The organism is Winogradskyella sp. A3E31 (assembly GCF_046720935.1).
GTDB lineage: Bacteria > Bacteroidota > Bacteroidia > Flavobacteriales > Flavobacteriaceae > Winogradskyella.
On record NZ_JBHNWH010000009.1, the window covers coordinates 38,684 to 58,019 of the forward strand.

General features: G+C 37.2%; 17 protein-coding genes. 7 read left to right on the forward strand and 10 right to left on the reverse strand.

Annotation, left to right across the window (positions count from 1 at the left end):
* Positions 1-69 precede the first annotated feature (69 nt).
* Together ACFEMA_RS12050 and ACFEMA_RS12055 are read left to right on the forward strand one after the other, a co-directional pair.
* A complete protein-coding gene (locus tag ACFEMA_RS12050; protein WP_411768461.1) occupies positions 70-1,611 on the forward strand; it encodes an acyl-CoA carboxylase subunit beta in 1,542 nt (513 codons plus the stop codon).
* Positions 1,612-1,681: 70 nt separating this feature from the next.
* Positions 1,682-2,125: a PepSY-like domain-containing protein gene (locus ACFEMA_RS12055; RefSeq protein WP_411768462.1), complete on the forward strand. Its 444-nt coding sequence runs from the start codon at positions 1,682-1,684 to the stop codon at positions 2,123-2,125.
* A gap of 12 nt (positions 2,126-2,137) precedes the next feature.
* Here the strand turns inward: ACFEMA_RS12055 and ACFEMA_RS12060 are convergent, their stop codons facing one another.
* Complete coding sequence (locus ACFEMA_RS12060; protein WP_411768463.1) at positions 2,138-3,226, reverse strand: amidohydrolase family protein; 1,089 nt, start codon at positions 3,224-3,226, stop codon at positions 2,138-2,140.
* 73 nt (positions 3,227-3,299) lie between these two features.
* Positions 3,300-3,746, reverse strand: coding sequence for a DinB family protein (locus ACFEMA_RS12065; RefSeq protein WP_411768464.1), 447 nt, complete (start codon positions 3,744-3,746; stop codon positions 3,300-3,302).
* A 62-nt stretch (positions 3,747-3,808) separates the two neighbouring features.
* On the opposite strand from ACFEMA_RS12065, the gene ACFEMA_RS12070 reads away from it, so the two are divergent.
* Positions 3,809-5,020, forward strand: coding sequence for a multidrug effflux MFS transporter (locus ACFEMA_RS12070; RefSeq protein WP_411768465.1), 1,212 nt, complete (start codon positions 3,809-3,811; stop codon positions 5,018-5,020).
* On the opposite strand, the gene ACFEMA_RS12075 is transcribed toward ACFEMA_RS12070, so the two are convergent.
* The gene (locus ACFEMA_RS12075) at positions 5,017-5,637 is read right to left on the reverse strand and encodes an L-threonylcarbamoyladenylate synthase (protein WP_411768466.1); all 621 of its coding nucleotides are present in this window, start codon (positions 5,635-5,637) and stop codon (positions 5,017-5,019) included. The two genes, ACFEMA_RS12070 and ACFEMA_RS12075, sit on opposite strands and share 4 nt — an antisense overlap.
* A 29-nt stretch (positions 5,638-5,666) precedes the next feature.
* The gene (locus tag ACFEMA_RS12080) at positions 5,667-7,994 is read right to left on the reverse strand and encodes an ATP-dependent helicase (RefSeq protein WP_411768467.1); all 2,328 of its coding nucleotides are present in this window, start codon (positions 7,992-7,994) and stop codon (positions 5,667-5,669) included.
* A gap of 133 nt (positions 7,995-8,127) precedes the next feature.
* On the opposite strand from ACFEMA_RS12080, the gene ACFEMA_RS12085 reads away from it, so the two are divergent.
* Genes ACFEMA_RS12085 through ACFEMA_RS12095 form a run of 3 tightly spaced genes read left to right on the forward strand, consistent with a single transcriptional unit; the run spans position 8,128 to position 11,488 of the window.
* On the forward strand, positions 8,128-9,396 hold the full coding sequence (locus ACFEMA_RS12085; protein ID WP_411768468.1) for an amidohydrolase: 1,269 nt from the start codon (positions 8,128-8,130) through the stop codon (positions 9,394-9,396).
* 1 nt (position 9,397) lies between these two features.
* Positions 9,398-10,960, forward strand: coding sequence for an FMN-binding glutamate synthase family protein (locus ACFEMA_RS12090; protein WP_411768469.1), 1,563 nt, complete (start codon positions 9,398-9,400; stop codon positions 10,958-10,960).
* 6 nt (positions 10,961-10,966) lie between these two features.
* Entirely contained in the window at positions 10,967-11,488 is a 522-nt protein-coding gene (locus tag ACFEMA_RS12095; RefSeq protein ID WP_411768470.1) for a hypothetical protein, read from the forward strand.
* Between the two features lie 26 nt (positions 11,489-11,514).
* On the opposite strand, the gene ACFEMA_RS12100 is transcribed toward ACFEMA_RS12095, so the two are convergent.
* Genes ACFEMA_RS12100 through ACFEMA_RS12110 form a run of 3 tightly spaced genes read right to left on the reverse strand, consistent with a single transcriptional unit; the run spans position 11,515 to position 15,277 of the window.
* On the reverse strand, positions 11,515-12,360 hold the full coding sequence (locus ACFEMA_RS12100; RefSeq protein ID WP_411768471.1) for an abortive infection system antitoxin AbiGi family protein: 846 nt from the start codon (positions 12,358-12,360) through the stop codon (positions 11,515-11,517).
* A 40-nt stretch (positions 12,361-12,400) separates the two neighbouring features.
* A complete protein-coding gene (locus tag ACFEMA_RS12105; RefSeq protein ID WP_411768472.1) occupies positions 12,401-13,309 on the reverse strand; it encodes a patatin family protein in 909 nt (302 codons plus the stop codon).
* Positions 13,310-15,277, reverse strand: coding sequence for a M1 family metallopeptidase (locus ACFEMA_RS12110; protein WP_411768473.1), 1,968 nt, complete (start codon positions 15,275-15,277; stop codon positions 13,310-13,312).
* Between the two features lie 220 nt (positions 15,278-15,497).
* Here ACFEMA_RS12110 and recG point away from each other — a divergent pair, with 220 nt between their 5' ends.
* The gene (gene recG / locus ACFEMA_RS12115; protein ID WP_411768474.1) at positions 15,498-17,639 is read left to right on the forward strand and encodes an ATP-dependent DNA helicase RecG; all 2,142 of its coding nucleotides are present in this window, start codon (positions 15,498-15,500) and stop codon (positions 17,637-17,639) included.
* A 70-nt stretch (positions 17,640-17,709) separates the two neighbouring features.
* Here recG and ACFEMA_RS12120 read toward each other — a convergent pair whose 3' ends face one another.
* The 3 genes from ACFEMA_RS12120 to ACFEMA_RS12130 form a co-directional block, all read right to left on the reverse strand.
* Complete coding sequence (locus ACFEMA_RS12120; RefSeq protein WP_411768475.1) at positions 17,710-18,270, reverse strand: type 1 glutamine amidotransferase domain-containing protein; 561 nt, start codon at positions 18,268-18,270, stop codon at positions 17,710-17,712.
* 68 nt (positions 18,271-18,338) lie between these two features.
* On the reverse strand, positions 18,339-18,980 hold the full coding sequence (locus ACFEMA_RS12125; RefSeq protein WP_411768476.1) for an SDR family oxidoreductase: 642 nt from the start codon (positions 18,978-18,980) through the stop codon (positions 18,339-18,341).
* A 12-nt stretch (positions 18,981-18,992) separates the two neighbouring features.
* Positions 18,993-19,145, reverse strand: coding sequence for a YqaE/Pmp3 family membrane protein (locus tag ACFEMA_RS12130; protein ID WP_411768477.1), 153 nt, complete (start codon positions 19,143-19,145; stop codon positions 18,993-18,995).
* Between the last annotated feature and the right edge of the window lie 191 nt (positions 19,146-19,336).

Sequence of the window (19,336 nt, forward strand, 5' to 3'; positions counted from 1 at the left end):
TAAGCAAAATTAAAAATTAAACTATATCCAGCTTTGCGCCTTTGCGCCTTTGCGAGAAACCAGAATAGCATGGACGACAAAATAAAAACACTAAATGATAAACTTAAGCAAGCCAAACTCGGTGGCGGCCAAGCCAGAATCGATAAGCAGCATGCTAAAAAGAAACTGACCGCTAGGGAGCGTGTAGCATATTTATTAGATGAAGGTTCCTTCGAAGAAATTGGAGCATTGGTCACCCACCGCACCAAAGACTTTGGTATGGAAGATCAAAAATTCTATGGGGATGGCGTAGTTACTGGTTATGGCACTATTGAAGGTCGATTAATCTATCTATTTGCGCAAGATTTTACTGTTTTTGGCGGTTCATTGTCAGAAACTCACGCAGAAAAAATCTGTAAGATTATGGATTTGGCAGTTCAGAACGGAGCACCTTTAATAGGACTTAATGATTCTGGTGGTGCTAGAATCCAAGAAGGAGTGAGATCTCTCGGTGGCTATGCTGATATTTTTTATCGAAATGTGCAAGCTTCTGGAGTGATACCACAAATCTCGGCCATTATGGGACCTTGTGCTGGCGGAGCTGTGTATTCTCCTGCTATGACTGATTTTACCATGATGGTTGAGGACACAAGTTATATGTTTGTCACAGGACCAAATGTGGTAAAAACAGTAACTAATGAAGCTGTAACCAGCGAAGATTTAGGTGGTGCAAGTACGCATTCTGTAAAATCTGGTGTAGCACATATCACTTCGGCAAATGATGTAGAATGTCTAGAGGACATAAAAAAGTTGCTGAGTTATTTACCACAAAACAATAAAGAAACCACTACTCCACTTGAATTTGACATTAAAGATGAATTCCGAGAGGGTTTATCAGATATTATCCCAAATAGCCCGAACAAACCTTATGATATGCACCAGGTGATAAAAGGTATCATTGATGATGGTTCATTTTATGAAATCCATAAAAATCATGCCGAAAATATCATCGTCGGTTTTGCACGATTGGGAGGTCGAAGTATTGGTATTGTTGCCAATCAACCTTTAGTTTTGGCAGGTGTATTGGACGTCAACAGTTCCAAAAAAGCGGCACGTTTTGTGCGTTTTTGTGATTGCTTCAATATTCCACTATTGGTATTAGAGGATGTCCCGGGCTTTCTTCCAGGTACAGATCAAGAATGGAACGGAATTATTGTGCACGGCGCCAAATTATTGTACGCTTTTAGTGAAGCTACGGTGCCAAGAGTTACGGTAATTACACGAAAAGCCTATGGTGGAGCTTATGACGTCATGAATTCTAAGCATATTGGGGCTGACATGAATTTTGCCTGGCCAAATGCCGAAATTGCCGTTATGGGTGCCAAAGGTGCAGCAGAAATCATTTTTAGAAGAGACATTGCCAAGGCAGATGACAAAGAAGCAAAGTTGAAAGAAAAAGAAGCTGAGTACGCCGAGTTGTTTGCCAATCCATATAGCGCCGCAGAACGCGGCTTCATTGATGAAGTCATATTACCTAAAGATACAAGACGTAAACTTCTAAAAGCCTTTAGTATGCTTGAAAATAAACATGTTGATAGACCTAAACGAAAACACGGAAATATACCTTTATAAAATTTGTTTAGGGTTAGGTTTATTCTTATTTCAGTTAATACCAAAGTAGCAAAACCTATATTTTCGCACCATGAGATTATATAAAAGCACATTCTGTTTAGTCACGTTATCATTTTTAATTACCCTTTCAAGTAGCTGCATTTCAACGGCAAAAGCCCAAATTCCGGAAGCAGTCATAGAGTCATTTAAAGCAATGTACCCCAATGAAGATACTTCTGATTGGGAAAAGGATGCCAATGACAATTATGAAATTCAATTTAAAAAAGATGGAGAACAGCATCGTGCTGATTTTACACCAGATGGAAAATGGATTGAAACGGAAGTTAGCATAGATAAAGATGACTTACCAATGGCAGTTAAAAATGCGATTGAACAAAAATATGATGATCGTAAAATAACTGAAGTGGAAAAAGTACACCATTCCACAAAAGGAACATTTTATGACGTTGAGTTTAAACAGAAAGGTAAAAACCTGGATATAGAGTTTAGGGAAAATGGAACAATCATAAATTAATCCCCTAAAACACTATTGTGGGAACTTACTTTTATCCAATCCCGGCACTATTCGTAAGGCATTTTTATAATAGACTTTTTTTAGAACCTCATCCGATAAATCCAAACCATACATTGGCCAAAAAGCGTGGTATTTTTTATGATATGGAAAATATTCGTCATCGCTTTCTAAAACCCTGAAATACGTCGGAAATTCTTCAGGTTTCCAACTATCTTTCCCGAATAGAATTCTATCCTGATACTTTTCAAAAAATGCTTTTGCAAAGCGGGGTTGTCTTCCCAATTCTGCAATAATGGCACCGATACCAACATTCATATTTGGTAGTTCGTCCAACAGTTCGCCTAACCTTCCAAGATTATTGGCATACCAGCCCATGTGCGCATTGATAAAAGTTGTGTTTTTATGACGTCTAAACATATTGTGCTGTTCTTTCATAATCTGTTCCCACGGTGCTGGGTCAGTTGCAGAGCGTTTACGACGCGGATGTGTTTTAAGTTCTAGCCAGCGTTCATTGTCCCCATCAAACTCATCCCAAAAAGATTTTGGGTCTGCTGAATGAATAAGAACAGGGATACCCAATTCTCCACATTTTTCCCATATTGGTGCCAATCTCGGGTCATCGATGGCCAAGCGGTTACCATTAACATCGGTATTGTAAAGTCCTAAGCTTTTATAAACTTTTAATCCAACTGCTCCTGCTTTAACATCTGCTTCTAATTGGGCTACAGTTTTTTCAATCCAACCTTCTCCACCAGCATCACTAAAATTCACATTACAAAAGACAGCAAACCGTCCTGAGAAATTAGTCTTAGCATTTTCTATGGCCTTAACTAAGCGTTCTCCAGAACCACCACTCAAATTCACCATAATTTGAAGGTTTAACGTATCCATTGCAGCAATGACAGGAGACATATCTTGTTCGGACATTCGTCTTTGATGACCATGAACATCAATAAATGGGAATTTTGCTCTTTTAATCTCTTCCCCAGGTACAACTAAAGTAGACTTTGGATTGTAGTCCTCAAAGGATATATCTTGTGCGAATGAAGGAAAGGAAAACAACGCTATAATACAGAGAACTGAAACTAATTTTAATGTCATATGATGTAATTTTTTTCCGAAGATAAACAACTCAATGCTGCATTGAACATTTTTAATATTCGTTTAACGCAAATTAAGCATCCAATAATCGACGGTGGTAATTGATTTGCCCCAAATGGTAAGATAAGTGCGACAGTAAATGAGAGAGCATAAACTCTATAGTTATTATAGGAAGAGATTCATGTAACCGAGTTTCCCCGGCAAGGTCATCTTCGGTCAATTGACTAAGCACCGAAGAAATCATGCTTTTGGTGTCATCTATGCGTTTTAACATATCATTTAAAGGAACGTCTTTATCTGAAAACTCCAAGTCGCGCTGACGGATATACCCAGTGTTACCAAGCCTTGAACCAATAAAGTGATTCAAATTTCCAACAAGGTGCAACCCCAAATTTCCTGCTGAATTACTAATGTTCTTTTCAACGTTCCAAAGAAGTTTTTCATCAGAATAAGCACTTAGTTCTGTTTTTAATGCATCTAATTCTCTCAAAAATAATTTGGTTAATGTGTTTGTTATCATGGTATTGAAATTTCTTATTCTTTAATCCTAAAATTGGTTTCTAATTGGCGTAGTTTTGCCCAATGTCTAAAGATAATCAATCTAAATTTGAGTTTGTCATTTTAATGGCTGCGTTGATGTCAATTGTAGCATTGTCCATTGATGCTGTACTCCCTGCCCTACCCAATATTGGCGAACATCTTAGTGTTTCTAAGCCTAGTGACAATCAAAAATTGATAACCATGATTTTCTTAGGGCTTGGATTTGGTCAACTCATCTTTGGGCCGTTGTCTGATAGCTTTGGTAGAAAACCAATGGTCTATTTTGGATTTGGGGTATTTCTTGTGGCATCTATTATTTGTTTAACTACTGAGAATTACGAAATGATGTTATTCGGAAGGATTCTCCAAGGTATAGGTCTTGCTTCTCCGAGAACCATGTGTATTGCGATTGTGAGGGATTCTTACAGTGGCGATTATATGGCTAAAATTATCTCTATTGTAGTCATGACCTTTATTTTGGTGCCCATTGTTGCTCCTCTTTTAGGTCAGTTTCTATTAGATCTCTTTGGCTGGAAATCTATATTTACTTTTAATATCATTGTTGGGTTTTTAATCATGATTTGGTTTTGGAGGCGACAACCTGAAACCTTGCGTAAAGAGTTCACAAAAAAATTCAGTCCTTCAATTTTTAGAACAGGAACTATTGAATTTCTAAAAATTAAACCTGCTATAGTCTATACGTTATTGTCGGGGTTTATAACCGGGTCATTTATGGTGTATTTGAGTACATCACAGCAGATATTCCAAGTGCAATATAATTTAGCGGAGGCTTTTCCATATATATTTGCAAGTTTAGCGATTACTATTGGCCTTTCGACGTTTCTCAACAGTACTTTGGTTGTTCGGTTTGGTATGCGAAAAATTGTCCACCTCGCCCTTTTGGCATTTGTCATTGTTTCACTTATTTACGCCATCTTATTTTGGTCTGGTAAAAATCCAGGCATAGAAATCCTTTTGATATTTTTTGCACTTCAATTTACGAGTATTGCCTTTTTATTTGGGAACCTAAGAGCTTTGGCCATGGATCCTATGGGGCATATTGCTGGAATTGGTTCTGCACTAAATGGATTTGTATCAACAGTAATGGCAGTGCCGATTGCCAACTACATTGGCAGTTTTGTTAAGGATTCTGTTTTGCCTTTGTTTTTAGGGTTCTTTGTCTGTGGATTAATTTGCTTATTACTTTTCTATAGCGTTAAAAAACCTGTCCGCATAAAAACTGAGTTAGCTTAAAATATTTCTAAGCTTCCTTTACCTTCCCTGATAATTGTTGGTATATCTTCAGAAAGATCAATAACTGTTGAGGCTTCATTATCACCATAACCACCATCAATGACCAAATCGACAAGGTGATCCCATTTTTCGTAGATGAGCTCAGGGTCTGTTGTGTATTCAATAACATCGTCCTCATCCCTAATGGATGTCGATACAATAGGGTTTCCTAATGCGTTAACTAACGCAATCGCTATTGAATTGTCAGGAACACGAATACCGACCGTATTTCGTTTTTTAAATGGGTGAGGTAATGATTTTGCCCCAGGAAGCACAAATGTATAAGGCCCTGGTAAAGCCCGTTTTAAAATCTTAAATGTTGCAGTGTCAATTTGCTTTACATAGTCACTAAGGTTACTCAAATCCTCACAGATAAAGGAAAAATTAGCTTTTTCCAACTTTACCTGTTTTATTCTTGCTATACGTTCTAAGGCTTTTATATTAGTAATATCACAGCCTAATCCATAAACTGTATCGGTAGGATAAATGACCAATCCTCCATTCTTCAGGATTTTAACTGCCTTCTGAATTTCCTTTGGATTGGGATTTTCAGGATATATTCTAATCAACTCCGCCATAACATAAAGATACTACTTAATGGCAAATATCAACCAACAATTTCAAGCTTGGCAAAACGCAATAATAATTTTTTATTTCCTGTTTGGAATTTAATTTCTGCCTTAGTGTCGGCTCCCTTTCCTTCAATTTTTAGAACCTCCCCTTTTCCAAAGCGCTGATGATTCACGATATTCCCAACAGTTAACTTGCTATCGAATAAATTGGCACTTCCATTGGCTTTAGCAACTGGCTTCAGTTTTTTGGGAGTACTAATTTTAAATGATTCTGGTTTTGATTTGGTTTGTTTCTTTCGGGACGGTGGTGTCTTTGGTTTAGAAAAACGCACTTTATTAGGCTCAATATCACCAAATATAGACGCATCTAACATGGGATTGAAGCGTTGTTCTTCAAAAGGTGTAATTACTTCTAGATACTCATCATCTATCTCTTCAATAAAACGGCTTGGTTCAGCATCGATGAGTTTCCCCCAACGATATCGAGAAACGGCATAGGTCAAATAAGCTTGCTTCTCAGCCCTGGTCAGTGCCACATAAAACAAGCGTCGCTCCTCCTCCAATTCGCTTCTGGTATTCATACTCATGGCACTTGGAAATAAATCCTCCTCCATACCAACAATAAAGACATGTGGAAATTCTAGTCCTTTTGCCAAATGGATGGTCATCAATGCCACATGGTCCGGGTTGCCTTTATCTGCATCCAAATCTGTTGCCAAAGCCACATCCTCTAAAAATTCAGCTAAAGATGCCGTGCTGTCTGCTATTTCTTTTTGACCTTCAACAAAATCCTTGATACCATTGAGTAATTCTTCAATGTTCTCCATTTTGGCTATGCCTTCTGGAGTACCGTCTTTATTAAATTCTTTAATCAGACCCGTCACTTTTACAACATGCTCTGCCAACTCAAAAGCATTAGCTGAACTATTCATTACCTGAAAGCTCTCAACCATGGTCGCAAAATTCTGAAGCTTTGTTCGGGTGCCAGAATTAATGTTTATGTCAACCTGAGACAGATTTTGAAGGACTTCAAAAATCGTTTTATTATATTGATTGGCAGCTACAATTAAGCGATCAACCGTAGTTTGCCCAATACCTCGCGCCGGAAAGTTTATAATTCGCTTTAAAGCTTCCTCATCTGCAGGATTTATAATCACGCGTAAATAAGACAATACATCTTTAATTTCTTTACGCTGATAGAAAGACAATCCTCCATAAATACGATACGGAATATCACGCTTCCGTAAGGCATCTTCAATAGCTCTAGACTGGGCATTTGTTCTGTAGAGCACTGCAAAATCACTATTTAAGAGCTGATTCTGCATCTTTTCTTCAAAAATAGTACTCGCTACATAACGTCCCTCATCACCGTCAGTCATCAAACGGTTCACTTTTATCTTTGGGCCTTCTACATTGGCTGTCCAAACGACTTTATCAAGCTTTGTTTGGTTTTTATCTATGACTGAATTTGCCGCATTCACAATGTTTTTGGTAGAACGATAATTTTGTTCCAAACGATAGACATTGACTTCATCATAATCGCGTTGAAAATTCAGAATGTTATTGATGTTTGCACCTCTAAATGCATAGATACTTTGGGCATCATCACCAACAACACATATATTTTGAAACCTATCTGACAAAGCCCTAACGATTAAATATTGAGAGTGATTGGTATCTTGGTACTCGTCCACTAAAATATATTTAAACCGATGCTGGTATTTCGCTAATACTTCTGGAAAACGGGTTAAGAGTTCATTGGTTTTTAATAACAAATCATCAAAATCCATAGCACCTGCCTTAAAACAGCGATCAACGTAATTCTTATAGATGTCACCAAGTCTTGGACGCCTAGCTGCCGTATCAGCTTCAATAAGTTCAAGGTTATTGAAATAGGCTTTTACAGTAATTAAACTATTCTTATAAGATGAAATTCGAGAACGTATCTGCTTGTATTTATAGACATCCTTATCAAGGTTCATTTCCTTAATAATGGACGCAATTAAACGATCCGAATCCTGTGTGTCGTAAATAGTAAAGTTACTTGGGTACCCCAAACGATCAGCTTCTATTCTGAGAATCTTAGCAAACACAGAATGAAATGTTCCCATCCACAGATTCTTAGCTTCGCTATCTCCTACAATACTGGAGATACGACTTTTCATTTCACGCGCTGCCTTGTTGGTAAACGTCAATGCTAAAATATTGAAAGGGTCAACCCCTTGACTCATTAAATAGGCAATCCTATAGGTCAATACACGTGTCTTTCCTGACCCTGCACCTGCAATGATAATCATCGGCCCATCCTTTTGCAGAGTTGGTGCCAATTGAGCTTCGTTAAGTTGACTTAAATATTTTTCCAAAGGGTAATTTTTCGAGCTGTGAAAATAAGGATTATAGACCCTTTTACCGAGAAGATTTTCCATTAATTATAAACAAGGTATTAAGAGGATTAGTTTACTTAAATTTCAATATCTTAGTGCAAAATTATTCTACATGAAAACCATCTATTACCTATTTTTCCTTAGCATTTTTATTGGAAACTCTCAAACAAGCATCGACAAAGACATCATCGACATTGAAGACAAAGTCATTGAATGGCGACGCGATTTTCATCAAAATCCTGAATTATCTAATCGTGAATTTAAAACAGCAGAAAAGATTGCTGCTCACCTTAAAGGTTTAGGTTTAGACGTTGAAACTGGTATTGCAAAAACAGGAGTCGTTGCTTTACTTAAAGGTGACAATCCGGGTAAAGTGGTTGCCTTGAGAGCAGATATTGATGCGCTTCCTGTAACAGAGCGTAACGATTTACCATTTAAATCTGAAGTCAGAACAACATTTTTAAATACTGAAACGGGAGTGATGCATGCCTGTGGGCACGATACGCACATTGCAATTTTAATGGGTGTCGCAGAAGTATTGGCTAATAACAAGGATAAAATAAACGGTACGGTGAAATTTATTTTCCAACCTGCTGAAGAAGGACCACCACCAGGTGAAGAAGGAGGAGCCAAACTTATGATTAAAGAAGGTGTTTTAGAGAATCCTAAAGTTGATGCCATATTTGGCTTGCACATCAATGCAGGGACTCCTGTAGGTACCATCAAATACAAAAAAGAAGGTATTATGGCTTCTGTTGAACGTTTTGTTATCGATGTAAAAGGAAAACAAACACACGGTTCGCAACCTTGGTCTGGTGTTGACCCTATTTTAATTTCGGCTAAAATTATTGATGGCTTACAAACAATTATTAGTCGTGAAGCTCAGTTAACCAATGAAGCTGCAGTTATTACTGTGGGGAAAATCACGGCAGGAACACGCTTTAATATTATCCCAGAATCTGCAGAAATGATAGGAACGGTCAGAACTCTAGATCAAGCCATGCGTACGATGATTGAAACACGGATGAAAGAAATGGTAGAAACTATTGCAAAAGCCTACGGAGGTGAAGCGTCAATTACGTTTCAAAATAACACGTCCATTACGTATAATGATCCTGAACTGGTTGATGAAATGTTACCATCGCTTCAAAAAGTAGCTGGTTCTGAGAAGGTGGAAATCATGAAAGCGACTACTGGAGGTGAGGATTTTTCGTATTTCCAAGAGGTGGTTCCCGGATTCTATTTCTTTTTAGGAGGTATGACACCTGGTGAAACAGAATCTTTCCCGCATCATACTCCTGATTTTAAAATCGATGAACGTGGAATGCTTTTGGGAGTGAAAGCTATGACACAATTGACTTTGGATTATTTAGGACAATAATATGCAGGCATTTTTAGACGTTTTAAGTGCCATTCCTTGGTATGTCTGGATTCTGATCATTATCGTCCTTGTCGGACTTAGGGATTTACTTCAAAAGAAACATACCATTCAAAATAACTTCCCTGTCGTGGGGCACCTGAGGTATTTGCTTGAAAGTGTCGGTCCAGAGTTAAGGCAGTATCTTGTAGCAAACAATAGAGAAGAACTACCTTTTAATCGTATAGAACGCGGATGGGTTTACGCATCTTCAAAAAAAGAAAACAATTACGAAGGCTTTGGTACCGATAGGGACATTTATGCCCATCAGCATATCTTTATCAATAATGCTATGATGCCTTTTAGGCTTGAAGAAAACCATCCAAACATAAAGAATCCTTACTTTTTACCATGTGCAAAACTGATAGGGGAATTTCATAAACGCAAAAGACCGTATCGACCAGCTTCGATTATTAATGTGTCTGCCATGAGCTATGGCTCATTATCGGCAAAGGCCATTGAGAGTTTAAATTTAGGGGTCAAGATATCTAATGCTTATCACAATACAGGTGAAGGTGGACTGTCTAAATATCATAAGAATGGTGGTGATGTCGTCTTTCATTTCGGTACAGGTTATTTTGGAGTCCGAACTGAAGACGGAAACTTTTCAATGGAAAAAATGGTGCAATTGGTTAAGGATAATCCATTTGTAAGAGCCATTGAAGTCAAACTATCACAAGGTGCCAAACCCGGCAAAGGCGGTGTCTTACCTGGATCTAAAATCACCAAGGAAATTGCTGAAGCAAGAGGTGTTCCTATTGGAGAAGATGTATTGTCACCACCGAACCACAAAGCATTTACTAATGTGCCAGAACTCGTCGATTTTATAGAAGCCATTGCTGAAGCTACAGGTTTACCAGTAGGCATAAAGGCTGCTATCGGAAAATTAAATCAATGGGAAGAATTAGCCCAAATCATGAAACGCGATAACAGAGGTCCAGACTTTATTGCTATCGACGGCGGTGAAGGTGGTACAGGTGCTGCTCCTCCGAGTTTTGCAGATCACGTATCCTTACCTTGGGCTTATGGTTTTAGTGATATTTATAAGTTATTCCAAAGTTATGATTTAACAGAACGCGTTGTTTGGATTGGCAGTGGAAAATTAGGTTTCCCAGGAAAAGCAGCTATGGCTTTTGCTATGGGAGCTGATTGTATCAACGTAGCACGAGAAGCCATGATGAGTATTGGCTGTATCCAGGCTCAGGTATGCCATACCAATACGTGCCCTTCTGGGGTAGCCACACAGAACAAATGGTTACAAAACGGTATTAACCCTACTCTAAAATCGGTTAGAGCTGCCCAATACTTTAAAACCTTTAGAAAAGAGTTTTTAGAAATTACGCATGCTGCTGGTTATGAGCACCCTTGCCAGTTTACAATGAAGGATATTGAAATGAATGTGGACGACCATAATCTCAATAAAGAATTCGATAATACGTTTGGTTACGAGAAAACAAAAGTTAATTTTACATCTATGCAATCATTAAAATCTTGTGACCATCTCGGTGGAACCTATACAAATAACTAAAAACCTATGGATACTGAAAATCTTCTAAATCTTATGTTTTATGCCATTCCGACTCTAATTACCGGGGGCATTGCATACTATTTTTTTAAGCAGCATATCGAAAACGAATTTAATCTCAGAAAGTATAATCTTCAAAAAGGGTTGCAAAAAGAAGCTTTACCGATACGGCTGCAAGCTTATGAGCGAATGGCGTTGTTTTTGGAGCGTATTTCACCTTCTAAATTATTAATTAGAGTACAGCCATCTACCTCTAATAAAGAGAATTATGAGTCTTTACTTATAGCAACAATTGAACAAGAATTTGAACACAATTTATCGCAACAAATATATGTTACTGACGAATGTTGGAGCATTATAAACGCAGCAAAAAACGCTACTATCCAATTGATAAGAAAAGCGAGCATGCTAGAGAAAACGAATACCGCCAACAAGTTGCGCGAGGTAATTTTAACTGAATTAATGGACAAAAGACCACCGAGTAATGCAGCTCTTTCTTATATAAAGAAAGAGGTTGGTGAGATTTGGTGATGGAATTTCTTACCAAACTAGTATCATTACCTTTTTTTTATATTTTCTATTTCGTCTATTTCATTATCAGTTAAAAGGATATCGTCAGCTAGATATATTTTTGGAATAGAGCCAGTCAAAGTGCCTTCGTTTCTGTATTTCATGATAAACTTCTTAAGATCATCTATTTCACTGTACTCTTTTACATAGAGGCCCAAAACATCATCTAAATTAAACTCTATTCTCTTTAATGTTTTTTTGGAATTAATAAATAATTCATGATTGCCAACAATACGCCATTCAAATTCGAGTGAATTATTCCCAACTTCAATTAAAGACAAAAAGTCGAACAAAGCGTTCATTGTATACTTTTTACCTAAAGTATTGAAAGTTGAAACTATCATTCCTAAACGTCTAGAAATTTCCGAATCTCTTTTAACGTAAATAACCGGTGTAGCATTACTTTTTATTGCCCAGTCTTGTGTTAGCTGAACACCATACTTGCCAAAAAAACCAACATGGTAACGATGTAATTTTTGATTATGTCTTACCTCAGTAAAACTTTTCATTGGAACCTCAAAAGAGACTGAGCCAGCCAAATGAATTACATTCCATTTAAATCGGTTATCCTTTTCAAATTTAATCACCAACTTATTCAAAAAATCATCTTTTGATATTGAAGTTTTATATATATTTTTTAGTCTAGATATTGTTTCATTTACCAAACCCATTTCTTGCCATATATCAAACATTTTGATAATGTTACTAAGCATTGTAGCCTCAAAGGAAACTGAGTGACCAGACATCATAAATCCATTCAACAAATCATCTTTTAGATAATCAAGTGTATCCACAAATCTAATTAGCGAAATATCCTGACCGTCCTTATTCATAATAATTTTATATGTTTTTCAAATCTAAAGCAAGAATTAATCACCTCAAATCACTCATCAACGCCTGGTCTTCGTGACGTTTTTCAGCATAGTCATAGCCTTGTTGCCACCATTTTTCCATCAATGGTTTACTAAAAATCAAAGAGTTTTCGGTTAAACTCGTCGGTGTATAATATAAATTCAGTTGGGCGTCTTTGGTCTTAGCGGCTAATTTACCGATGACAATATCATTTCGCTCTACCTGATCCAACAAATGTCCAAACAAACTAATCATTAGGGAGAAAGGATTTTTACCCAATATTTTCTGCTTATCCATAGTTTCAGCCTCAAGCACAACAGCATCGACTATAGTCGCACCTCTAGCAATGGCTTCTCTAATAGGAATAACACAACCCAAGCCACCATCGGCATACTCGTGACCATTTCGTTTTGCTAATGACATAAAGGGAATATAGTTACACGAAATCCAAATCCAATCGCAAAACTCTTCATAGGTACAGTCTTTAATAGACTTGTACTCCACTCTATTCATACTTAAGTTTGAAACAGTGACCACCACATCCTCTTTAGTAGCCTTTATTCTTTGATATTCCTCGTAAGTGAAATTCTTACGGATATTGCGCTTAAGGGCTTTACTCTCACCAAACGTACGCTTTCTCCGTATAAATTGCCACAATGAATTAACAAAATCGATAGATACAAATTCCCGATTTCCTTTTTTCCGCTGTACAAAAGGACTGACACTAAAAATATCGTGCTGTTGTACGTTTGTAAAAATATCATAGAGTTTTCCAATCTCGTTAGCTGCCAAGTGAGGCACTAACAAACTCCCTGTGGATGTCCCTAAAAAGAGATCGTACTCTCTATGTTGGCGCTCCATCAAATATTGTGCAACACCACCTGCAAAGGCACCTTTGCTTCCACCACCAGAAATAACCAATGCCCGCATTTAATCGTTTTGTTTTAGACGTTCTTGCATATCCTTTGCGAAATTAACCATTCGCCAGTTGTGATGCGACTTTGCTTGCTCTAAATTAGACTTACAATCTAAATCACAAGCTTTCAATAGCTCTAAATATCTAAAAGCATTCATACGTAACTCAAAATTGTGCTTTGAATCTGTATAGCCAACCAAATCATTAAATAGCTCTTCTGTTTTTTCCGATTGGTATTCCAAAGTATTTAGGCTTAAAACCAACCATAGCAAACGAACATTGTAATCATTAAAGCCTATTACATCTTGGGTTTTACTGAGATATTTTGAACGCTCTTCAGGAAAATTCAACCATAAATTATACAATGCACTTTCAATGGTGATGTATGATTTATCATCCAGAAGTGTTTCATAATTAGCCTTTATGGACTGTGGAATTTTTGTCACATATTGCGAAATGGCCTGGCGTACCTTCACAGAATTCCGGAACGTTTCATTATCAACCAAGCTAGGTGCTTGGGCAATAATTTTCACCTTGGCCTCATCAGAAATCGGATAACTGAGATATTCTGAACATTTTGAATCTTTGGCCTCACAATCCACCATAGCATATTCATGAATAAAGGATGATTTGGACTTTAGAAGCTGTATGGCATCATCAAACGGGAAAGGCTTAGCCACAATCCATTTGTCCACAAAAGCGTCGAGAGACTCACCATATAAAGCCTCAACTTCACTTATAAAGTCGTGGGTTTCAACATTATCAAATTGATGAGCGTTCAAATAGTTTAAAACAGCAGGCTTAAACACACTGTCCCTAACTTTTTCTCGCAAGGCATGCAATACCCAGGCTCCTCTTTGATAAAAGGTTAAACTGCTCGACGTAGGGTTTAATAGTGATGTTGCTTGTCCGGCATCATCTTGCCGACCCAATTCCTGAGCTGTTTGATATAATTTAAAATGGTAATGATCTTCTCCAAAAATGTCCTTTTCTGCTAATAACGCATAATAGGTTGCAAAGCCTTCCTGAAGCCAATGGTGCTCTCCAGATGTTGCTGTCACCAAATCTCCAAACCATTGATGTGCCAGTTCATGTGCATTGACATTGATGTAGTTTTTGTCATTAAAACCAATCTCATCGACCATATAGGCGTCAGAAAAAATAGTGAGTGTTGTATTTTCCATACCAGCATACAGAAAATCGTGTACAGGAACTTGCTTATAATTTTGCCACGGGTACGGAAAGCCTATCTCTTCTTCCAAAAAGTCGAACATTTGTTTGGAGTAACGATACGTCGACTCAACCTTTAATGAATCTTCTAGGTAATAGTAATATTCTAGTGGAATACCGCTTTTAGAGGTTTCTGTTTTCTTGTTGTATCTACCTAGAGCTAATGCAACGAGGTAACTGGACATGGGTTTTTCCATATTAAAGACAAAAACGTTTTGAGCCAAATGTTTATCAAACCTCTTATTAAAAGAACCATTTGACAAAACTGTATAGTCAGGCCTATATAAGAAAGCTAAGTTGAAAACCACTTTTTCATTAACATCGTCAAAACTAGGCAACCAATTACTCGTATATTTTCCTTGGCCTTGTGTCCAGATATTCCAATCCCCTCCTCTTTTTAAAAAGTATAGCGCTTTTTTGGGGATTACTTCGTACTCAAAATTAAATTCATAAGTTTCCCCAGTATTGAAATCCCCTTTTATCCAAATTTTCTTTCCGTCATAAGAATAATTTAACCCGTTATTAACCCAATCTGGTATAGTCGTATCCAACTTAAATCCTTTAGCATCTATATACACTGAATCAACTGGTCTCAATATTTTAAAGCTGTACTTACCGCTTCCGTAGACTTTAGAAGAGTCAGGATAAAAGCTTATGGACGCTTCCAACCTTAAAAAATCGACATTATCTGTCTGCTGAGAGAAGCTGAAAATTGAAAAAAAAAGGGAAAATGCTATAAATAGTTGCTTCATACGATTAGGACATCAAGAATGAGACCAAAATACAATATTCTGTCATTCCTGCGAAAGCAGGAATCTAAATAATTAAAATTACTGGAATTCTAAATGAGATTCCGCATCACGTGCGGAATGACAAACCCAAGCTTTCTTTCAAATCACTGAGATTCTTCGTTTTGTTCTGAATGACAAGAAAGAGATTCCTTTTTTCAAAGGAATTGGGTAAATTCGCTCTATGAGTGTGAACTTACAAACACCTATCGATTACCTCAAAGGCGTTGGCCCCAACCGTGCGGATTTATTAAAGTCCGAGCTGAGCATTCACACCTATCAAGATTTGCTCAACCTTTTTCCTAATCGTTACATCGACCGAACACGGTATTATAAGATTAATGAATTACAACAAAACTCCGCCGAAGTTCAGATTATAGGTCAAATCACTTCTTTTAAGGAGGTTGCAAAAAAACGTGGCAAACGCTTGGTGGTAACATTTCAGGATGATACCTCAACAATGGAACTCGTTTGGTTTAGAGGTCAAAAATGGATTAGAGAAAGCTTAAAAACTAACACTCCATACGTCATTTTCGGGAAAACCAACTGGTACAATGGCAAGTTTAGCATGCCACACCCAGACATTGAACTGGTCTCTGAGCATGAAAAAAACCTGCGTTCTGCCATGCAAGCCATTTATCCATCAACAGAAAAATTGAGCAACAAAGGCATTACCAATCGGGTTGTCTCTAAAATAATGCAGCAACTTTTCTTAGAAACAAAAGGAAAATTTGTAGAAACCTTGTCCGAAACCATAAAAGGCGAACTCAAATTACTATCTAAATCTGAAGCGTTATTCAACATTCATTTTCCGAAGTCACCAGAACTTTTAGCAAGAGCTCAATTTCGATTGAAATTTGAAGAACTATTTTACATTCAGCTACAACTTATTCTCAAGAATCTTATTCATAAATCTAAAATCAAAGGCTTTACTTTTGATCAGGTTGGCCATTACTTTAATACGTTTTACAAGGAGCATTTGCCCTTTGAATTGACCAATGCGCAAAAACGTGTTTTAAAAGAAATCCGTTCAGATTTAGGGAGTCAAGCACAGATGAATCGCCTTTTACAAGGAGATGTAGGATCCGGGAAGACCATAGTCGCCTTTATGTCAATGCTCATAGGACTTGACAACGGTTTTCAATGTTGCTTAATGGCGCCGACTGAAATTTTGTCAGTACAGCACTATAACAGTTTACATGAGTTATGTAAACCATTAAATATCAGCATAAAACTATTAACAGGTTCAAGTAAAACTTCAGAACGAAAAGAAATTCACGAATCTTTAGAAAATGGTGATTTACAGATCTTGGTTGGCACTCATGCCCTACTCGAAGACAAGGTTAAATTTAAAAATTTAGGACTTGCTATTATCGACGAGCAACATCGGTTTGGAGTAGCACAAAGATCGAAGTTGTGGAAGAAGAGTACCACTCAAAACATTCCCCCTCTGGGGGAAACGAAGGGGGCTGTTCCACCCCACATTTTAGTGATGACAGCAACCCCTATTCCACGGACTTTAGCCATGTCTATTTATGGTGATTTGGATATTTCGGTTATAGATGAATTGCCTGCAGGACGAAAACCTATAAAAACGGTGCATCGCTATGATAATAATCGTTTGAAAGTTTTTAAATTCATAAAGGATGAAATAGCAAAAGGCAGGCAGATTTATGTCGTTTATCCGCTGATTCAAGAAAGTGAAAAAATGGATTACAAAGATCTTATGGATGGCTATGAAAGTATTTCGAGAGAATTTCCGATGCCCAACTATCAGATTTCTATTGTACATGGTAAAATGAAATCCGAAGATAAAGACTATGAAATGCAACGCTTTGCCAAGGGTGAAACCCAAATTATGGTAGCTACCACTGTCATTGAAGTTGGTGTTAACGTGCCGAATGCCTCTGTTATGGTTATTGAAAGTGCCGAACGCTTTGGCTTATCTCAGCTTCATCAATTACGTGGTCGCGTCGGTCGAGGTGCTGAACAGAGTTATTGTATTTTAATGACGAGTCATAAATTGAGTAGCGACAGCAAAACTCGGCTACAAACCATGGTGCATACTAACGACGGTTTTGAAATTGCCGAGGTTGATTTAAAACTTCGAGGTCCAGGCGATATTATGGGGACACAACAAAGTGGAGTACTAAACCTGAGAATTGCTGATGTTATTAAAGACAAAGATATTTTAAACCAAGCACGATATTATGCCAAAAAGGTGTTGCATCTAGACCCAACTCTTACATTGCCAGAGCATAAAGCCATTCTGTATACCTACAAACAAATGAGCAAGTATCGTAATATCTGGAATTATATTAGCTAAAAAAAGAGACATCCAACCATAGATGTCTCTCCTTAAAATAATTGAAATTAAATTCAATTACTTATGTGTTTCACACAGTTTGCTCTGCATGTTTTCCTTCATAAACTTCTTCTACAAGTTTTGCATTAAACGCTGGTAAATCTTTTGGTGACCTGCTAGTCACTAATCCAGAATCCACAACAACCTCTTCATCGACCCAATTGGCACCAGCATTTACCATATCCGTTTTAATAGAATCGTATGACGTCACTTTTCTTCCTTCTAAAACACCTGCTTCAGCTAATAACCAAGGTGCGTGACATATTGCAGCTACTGGTTTATGAGCTTCGAAAAATGATTTTACAAATGACACTGCATTCTTATCCTTCCGTAAAATGTCTGGGTTTATTTGTCCTCCCGGAAGCACTAGAGCATTATAATCTTTTTGATTTACTTCGTTTAAGGTTTTATCTACCTTATAGCTGTTACTCCAGTTACCATCTGACCATCCTTTGATTTCTCCAGATTCCAAAGAAACGATGTGTACATCTGCACCTGAATTTTCAAGAGCCTTTTTCGGTTCTCTTAATTCGCTTTCTTCAAATCCATTGGTTGCTAAAATTGCTACTGTTTTCTTATTTAAATTTTCCATTTTCTTTATAATTTTTAGTATTCGACTTTAATTTTGATAACTAATAATTGATGAGAAATAGGACGAGCCTAGTTCTGATTACTGTTTAGTTTATCAAATGCTTTACCTATTAATGTATCACCTTCTAGGATTTCGAAGGTTGTATTGTTGGGAGAACTATCATGCACTGCATGTGCTAATGTCTGTGCAACATCTGCCCTACTGATTTCACCTCTTTTATTAAGTGTTTTGCTCAATTCTATTTTTCCATTTCCATTTTTATTATTCAAAGCACCTGGCCGGACTATGGTATAGTTTAAGCCACTATTCTCTAAATGAACATCTGCATTGCGTTTGGCTACGAGATAATCCTGCAACTCCTCAGAGGATTCAGGGTTGTCAGCTCCCATAGAACTTAACATCACAAATTTTTTGACATTTGCCATTTTAGAAACATCGATTAAACGTTTTGCTCCTTCCTGATCCACTTCAACAACATTCTTACCTCCTGAACCTGCAGCAAAAACTACTTTATCTATATTCTCTACGACGTGTGCCAGATTTTTTTGTAAATCCCCTAAAACAACATCTACTCCATCTTTTTTAAATTGATTGATTTGCTCTTCTTTTCTGACCATAGCAATAGGATTGAAGTATTGTGATGATTTTAAAAGGTTAACGACTTGTTTTCCTGTAGTGCCGTTTGCACCGGCTACTAATATATTTTCCATATTTCTTATTTATTAACTGTTCACATAAAATGCATAAATGACACCAGGCAACCACCCTATAAGTGTTAGCAGTAAACTGATTAAAAATTCGGTGCCCAATCCGTGTTTTAGAAATACTGCCAATGGTGGCAGTAAAAGGCATAAAATGATAGTTAATAATGACATTGTTTTATGTTTGTTAATGATTTAGTATAACCTACGAAAGAAGCACTAGAAATCTTTGCTTGAAACATAAGATTGTTAGCGCATATAGCATCAGGTCAACATTTGTTTTAAAATCAATCCAAATCAAACTATTTTGAAGACCTCTAAATAAATATCCTCGGGGCAAGCCCACGAGGTATTCAACGGAAAAA

Excerpts from the sequence above, each read along its gene's own strand:
- ACFEMA_RS12095 (WP_411768470.1), top strand. The coding sequence starts at position 10,967 with ATGGATACTGAAAATCTTCTAAATCTTATGTTTTATGCCATTCCGACT.
- recG (WP_411768474.1), top strand. The coding sequence starts at position 15,498 with ATGAGTGTGAACTTACAAACACCTATCGATTACCTCAAAGGCGTTGGC.
- ACFEMA_RS12075 (WP_411768466.1), bottom strand. The coding sequence starts at position 5,637 with ATGGCGGAGTTGATTAGAATATATCCTGAAAATCCCAATCCAAAGGAA.
- ACFEMA_RS12105 (WP_411768472.1), bottom strand. The coding sequence starts at position 13,309 with ATGCGGGCATTGGTTATTTCTGGTGGTGGAAGCAAAGGTGCCTTTGCA.
- ACFEMA_RS12090 (WP_411768469.1), top strand. The coding sequence starts at position 9,398 with ATGCAGGCATTTTTAGACGTTTTAAGTGCCATTCCTTGGTATGTCTGG.
- ACFEMA_RS12060 (WP_411768463.1), bottom strand. The coding sequence starts at position 3,226 with ATGACATTAAAATTAGTTTCAGTTCTCTGTATTATAGCGTTGTTTTCC.
- ACFEMA_RS12070 (WP_411768465.1), top strand. The coding sequence starts at position 3,809 with ATGTCTAAAGATAATCAATCTAAATTTGAGTTTGTCATTTTAATGGCT.
- ACFEMA_RS12120 (WP_411768475.1), bottom strand. The coding sequence starts at position 18,270 with ATGGAAAATTTAAATAAGAAAACAGTAGCAATTTTAGCAACCAATGGA.
- ACFEMA_RS12050 (WP_411768461.1), top strand. The coding sequence starts at position 70 with ATGGACGACAAAATAAAAACACTAAATGATAAACTTAAGCAAGCCAAA.
- ACFEMA_RS12085 (WP_411768468.1), top strand. The coding sequence starts at position 8,128 with ATGAAAACCATCTATTACCTATTTTTCCTTAGCATTTTTATTGGAAAC.
- ACFEMA_RS12125 (WP_411768476.1), bottom strand. The coding sequence starts at position 18,980 with ATGGAAAATATATTAGTAGCCGGTGCAAACGGCACTACAGGAAAACAA.
- ACFEMA_RS12110 (WP_411768473.1), bottom strand. The coding sequence starts at position 15,277 with ATGAAGCAACTATTTATAGCATTTTCCCTTTTTTTTTCAATTTTCAGC.
- ACFEMA_RS12055 (WP_411768462.1), top strand. The coding sequence starts at position 1,682 with ATGAGATTATATAAAAGCACATTCTGTTTAGTCACGTTATCATTTTTA.
- ACFEMA_RS12100 (WP_411768471.1), bottom strand. The coding sequence starts at position 12,360 with ATGAATAAGGACGGTCAGGATATTTCGCTAATTAGATTTGTGGATACA.
- ACFEMA_RS12065 (WP_411768464.1), bottom strand. The coding sequence starts at position 3,746 with ATGATAACAAACACATTAACCAAATTATTTTTGAGAGAATTAGATGCA.
- ACFEMA_RS12130 (WP_411768477.1), bottom strand. The coding sequence starts at position 19,145 with ATGTCATTATTAACTATCATTTTATGCCTTTTACTGCCACCATTGGCA.